The organism is Brasilonema bromeliae SPC951 (genome assembly GCF_012912135.1).
Lineage (GTDB): Bacteria > Cyanobacteriota > Cyanobacteriia > Cyanobacteriales > Nostocaceae > Brasilonema > Brasilonema bromeliae.
This window is the reverse complement of sequence record NZ_QMEB01000333.1, coordinates 1-5135: the sequence shown is the minus strand read 5'-3', so window position 1 is coordinate 5135 and position 5135 is coordinate 1. Positions and strand designations below refer to the sequence as shown.

Genomic DNA, 5135 nt, shown 5'->3' with positions numbered 1-5135 from the left:
GTGAACAGTGAGTCCAGCGCGCATGAGGCGTTTTCCCGCCGTAGGCGACTGGCGTATCTCCTCCACCAGACGCTGCGCGAACGCCCTTGGCGTGCGCTTTGCGCATACCCGAAGGGTGAACAGTGAACTGAATTGATGTCAACATTTAGTTAGGAATAAGAGGTGACAACCATGCAATAAATAACTCTCGTTGAGGCATCTAAAAATTTGCCAGAATTAATTGAGGCAGTCATCAGTGGCGAAGAAATTATCATTAATGCCTCATAACAACAGTACAATGATGAAATTGATTACACCTGAAACAACACTTGAGACTTCACGGCTGTTGCTTGAGCCACTGGTGGCATCTCATGCAGTACATATCTACAGGCAATTGAAGGATGAGAGGCTTTATCAGTTTATCCCACAGGAGCCTCCCATATCATTGCAAGTTTTGCAGACTCGATATCGTGCGCTATCTTCAAGACTTTCTCCTGACGGGCAAGAAGCATGGCTGAATTGGGCTGTGAGTCTTCGCCAATTTGAAACATATATTGGAACATTGGAAGCAACAGTATATGCCAACCAAACAGCTGCAATCGCCTACATGATTTTCCCACCATTCTGGCAACAAGGTTATGCAAAGGAAGGATGTTTACAACTGCTAAATCATCTTTTCAACGATTATCAAGTCAACATTGTGGCAGCCGAGATAGACACTCGTAACGTCGCATCCATTGAACTCATTAAATCACTTGGATTTAAGCGCGTATCTACAAAAGAAAACGCGGACTTTTTTAAAGGATGTGTCAGCCATGAGTATCGATATGAGTGTATGTCGTCTCCTACTTAACTCACTCATCTGCCAGTTCGATAAACTAAACTGAAGTTGTTGCATCAAATAACCAATTTTTGATGTAAGTATGAATTAGGAACCCAGAGGTGATAGCTATGCAAGAAATAACTCTCGCGGAAGCATCTAAAAATTTGTCTGAATTAATTGAAGCCGCTATGAGTGGTGAAGAAGTAGTTATTACAAAAGACAGTCAGCCTGTTGTCAAACTAACTCCAGTTACGCCTGTTAAAAAACGTCGTCCTGCTAAAGCAGGGAGTGCTAAAGGGTTAATCACAATCTCAGATGATTTTGACGAACCTTTAGAAGACTTTAAGGACTATATGTAATGAGGCTACTGCTGGACACTCATACCTTTATTTGGTTCGTCATCGACAGCCCTCGCCTCAGTATTGTAGTACGAGGGCTAATTGAGGACGAAAATAACGAAAAACTACTCAGTATAGTCAGTGTTTGGGAAATAGCAATTAAACAAAGCACCGGTAAACTAAGTTTTGGGGTGCCATTTCAGGAATTTGTAGAACAGCAACTTAGTCTTAATAGTATCGATTTGCTAAACATCAATCTTGACCACCTTGCTGTTGTTGCAACCCTACCGCTTCAACATAGAGACCCATTTGACCGACTTTTGATTGCACAGTCTATTGTCGAAAAAATACCTATTTTGAGTATTGATTCAGCCTTTGATGCCTATCCTATTGAACGGCTGTGGTAGGTAGCAATTATTAAATCTAATTAAAGATAATTTCATATAAGGAGTTGCCATGCTGCACGACTCAAATCAAATGACGCTGTTTCCTAAATTGCCAGATGATGCTTTGGAGGAAATGAAGCAGTTTGGTAAAGAAATACAACTGAATGTGGGCGATGTGCTGTTTAGTGAAGGCGACTCAAAGTATCATTTTTATGTTGTCTTAGAAGGTCAAATTGAAGTCACTAAGCAAGTGGGCGTTGAAACGAAAGTGCTGGCTATTCATCGTCATGGTGAGTTCATGGGTGAACTTTCGATGCTGACGGGTTCGGGTGCTATTGCTAATGCTCATGCGATCGCACCCAGTCGTGTTTTACAAATAGACGTTGAAACATTCAGACATATCCTCGTTGAATGTTCGCCGATTGCTGACATGATTCTCTCCGCTATGGCAGGACGAACCAAAGACGTAGAAGCGCAACTACGACAGCAAGAAAAAATGGCAGCGCTAGGTAAAATGTCAGCAGGTTTAGCACACGAATTAAATAATCCAGGGGCGGCGGCGCAACGGGCAGCTAGTCAATTGCGCGGGAATTTTAAAAACTTACAAACTCTTGCTTTACAACTCAATTTACTTTCTAAAGACCAACTAAAATTCATTACTGATATTCAAAACCAAGCAACAGAACACGCCATCCATTCTCCTAAACTTGACCCTCTGACTTGTAGCGATAAAGAAGACGAAGTAACTGAATGGTTGGAAGACCATGATATTAGTAATAGTTGGAAACTTGCCCCCACTTTAGTGACCGCTGGGCTATATACCGAAAAGCTGGATACTGTTGCTGATAATATCCCCATTGACTGTCTTGAACATGTCCTCAAATGGCTTGACGCCACACTTTCATCTTTTGGGTTGATTCATGAAATTGAGCAAAGTACCACCCGTATTTCTGAGTTAGTAAAAGCCATTAAAGGCTATTCTTATATGGATCAAGCCCCTCTACAAGAAATAGATATCCATGAGGGAATTGAAAATACTTTACTCATCCTCCATCATTGCCTGAAAAAAGGAATTATTGTTAATCGAGAATTTGACCGCACTCTGCCAAAAATTTGTGCTTATGCCAGTGAACTGAACCAAGTGTGGACAAATTTAATTGACAATGCCATATATGCCATGAAAGGCAAAGGCGATTTGACCATTCGTACTTATAGAGAAAATAACTGTCTTGTTGTAGAAATTCTTGATACAGGTTCAGGTATTCCACCAGCAATTCAATCTCGGATTTTTGAACCATTTTTTACAACAAAAGGAGTAGGAAAAGGCACTGGCTTGGGTTTAGAAATTGCCTATCGTATTGTCGTTAATAAACATCATGGTGACATCCGCTTTGAATCCCAACCTGGTCATACGCGCTTTCGAGTGCATTTACCTATTCAAGCAGAGAATCGTTCATGTCAAGGGGTTTCAGAATAAGTAATGTAAAACAATATTTTAGCTATTAATTCAATACTTACAAATTCAAGGTGTATCATGCTTGATATAGAAACTTTACGCCAAGTTCCTCTCTTTTCCAAATTACCAAGTGAACAGTTGCAATGGTTACTTGAGGAGGGTACAGAGGTCTGGCGAGAACCTGGAGAAATTCATCGCCGTGAAGGTGACCCTGCTGACCATGTTTTTATATTGCTAGAAGGTCAAGTACGGATTACGCAGAAAGTTGGTAATCAAGAAATTTTATTGGCAATGTACGAACCAAAAACGCTGTTTGGTGAATTACCCGTGTTAATGGGTCAGACACATTTCTGGGCTTGCGGTCGTGCTGTAACTCGTAGCCATATTTTGGAAGTGCCAAACCAGGTATTTTGGGAAATGCTTTCAAGTTGTACTTGCGTCATGACTGAGATTCTCCGCACAATGGCAGAACGGTTGCAAGCAGTACAGACGATATCACAGCACAGAGAAAAACTAGTAGCATTAGGCACTTTGGCAGCAGGATTGGCACACGAGTTGAATAACCCTGCTTCAGCTTGTCGTAGGGCTGTGGGACAATTACGCCAAACTAGGCAGGTGTTGCAGCCATTGACGGTAAAACTGAATCAAAAGCAAATGACTTGCGAGCAAAAAGCGTTTGTTGCTAAATTGCAGGAAGATGCGATCGCCCGTGCTAAAACAGCAACCAGACTCGATCCATTAACGCAGAGCGATCGCGAAGATGAGGTAATCCAATGGCTAGAAGCACACAACGTTAGCAATAGCTGGAAACTGGCTCCCACACTAGTGACAGCAGGACTCGATATCGAATGGCTAGAGAATGTTAAGAAAAATGTCGGTGAATTGTTATTGGGTAATGTCCTAACTTGGACAGATATAACGTTACAAGAATGGGGTTTGTTAGATGAACTGGACCATTGTACAACCCGAATCTCTACTCTAGTTGATGCTGTCAAAGATTACTCCTACATGGATCGGGCACCCCTACAGGAAATAGACGTACACGAGGGTATAGAAAGTACTCTCACCATTTTGAATCACAAGTTAAAGCATAGTCATGTGACGGTCACGCGAGAGTATGACTGCGAAGTCCCGTTAATCACTGCATACGGTAGAGAACTCAATCAAGTCTGGACAAATTTAATTGATAACGCCATTGATGCTATTCATGGACAGGATGGTCAAATCTGGATTCGCACAAGTTGCGAAAGCGACTTTTTACTCGTAGAAATTGCTGATAATGGTCCGGGAATTCCTCCAGAGATGCGGTCTCATATTTTTGAGCCATTTTTTACAACCAAAGGAGTTGGTGAGGGGACTGGGTTAGGTTTGCACATAGTCTACCGCATTGTTGTAGAACAGCATCAGGGTGATATTCGGGTGTTGTCTCAACCGGGAGATACTAGGTTTCAAGTGCGGTTACCAATTAATTTGTCATGAATTATTGATTGTTGAGAAAACATTTGGCAATAGTCACTCGCTGCTTTTTTTGGCTGCGTGTTCGCCTGGTTTGGATTGATGGCACATCCAAAACTTTCTTTGTCTGTCTATGTTAATGAATTGTACATAAGTAGAACGGCATAAATAATTCACACTATGTCCGCCGCGAAAAGAAGTTGGAAAAGGCACTGGGTTGGGTTTAGAAATTGCCTATCGCATTGTTGTTAACAAACATCACGGTGACGTTGACTTGGAATCCCAACCTGGTCATACATCTTTTCGAGTACGTTTGCCTATTCAAGCTGTGAATTAATCATTTCAAGGGGTATCTGAGTAAAATTTTTACGGACTGGGCTTTTTCTTTTCGGAACTGATAAGACCTGGCTCGGTCTTTTTTGGTTTATCTTTTGGTTGTGGATTTTGTTTTGGAGTCGTCGTCATATTTTCATCCTCTGAGTTAAAGTACAAATTTATCTACATCATCTCTATGAGTCATTCCAGACAGACAATATGAAAAAAATTACAGCGTTTTTAAAAACAGAAATGAAAATGAACTCCTATTGATTGAGATCCCCGACTTCGTAAAAGTTGTCGGGGATCTTGTTTTTTTATCATAACGAAGAACCTCACCCCGCCCTCCGGGCACCCCTCTCCTTATTAAGGAGAGGGGTGCC

Annotated in this window: 5 protein-coding genes and 1 pseudogene; all 6 read left to right on the top strand. The window is 41.6% G+C overall.

Features of this window, described 5'->3' with window-relative positions:
* The first annotated feature begins 256 nt into the window (after positions 1-256).
* Entirely contained in the window at positions 257-832 is a 576-nt protein-coding gene (locus tag DP116_RS26880) for a GNAT family N-acetyltransferase (protein ID WP_211173532.1), read from the top strand.
* A 98-nt stretch (positions 833-930) separates the two neighbouring features.
* Complete coding sequence (locus DP116_RS26875) at positions 931-1161, top strand: type II toxin-antitoxin system Phd/YefM family antitoxin (protein WP_169158046.1); 231 nt, start codon at positions 931-933, stop codon at positions 1159-1161.
* Complete coding sequence (locus DP116_RS26870; RefSeq protein WP_169158045.1) at positions 1161-1547, top strand: type II toxin-antitoxin system VapC family toxin; 387 nt, start codon at positions 1161-1163, stop codon at positions 1545-1547. The genes DP116_RS26875 and DP116_RS26870 overlap by 1 nt, the downstream gene beginning before the upstream one ends.
* 49 nt (positions 1548-1596) lie before the next feature.
* Entirely contained in the window at positions 1597-3003 is a 1407-nt protein-coding gene (locus DP116_RS26865; RefSeq protein WP_169158044.1) for an ATP-binding protein, read from the top strand.
* A 57-nt stretch (positions 3004-3060) separates the two neighbouring features.
* Positions 3061-4461: a sensor histidine kinase gene (locus DP116_RS26860; protein WP_169158043.1), complete on the top strand. Its 1401-nt coding sequence runs from the start codon at positions 3061-3063 to the stop codon at positions 4459-4461.
* A gap of 169 nt (positions 4462-4630) precedes the next feature.
* Positions 4631-4774 (top strand): annotated as a pseudogene (locus DP116_RS30230) (ATP-binding protein); the annotation flags it as partial.
* Positions 4775-5135 lie beyond the last annotated feature (361 nt).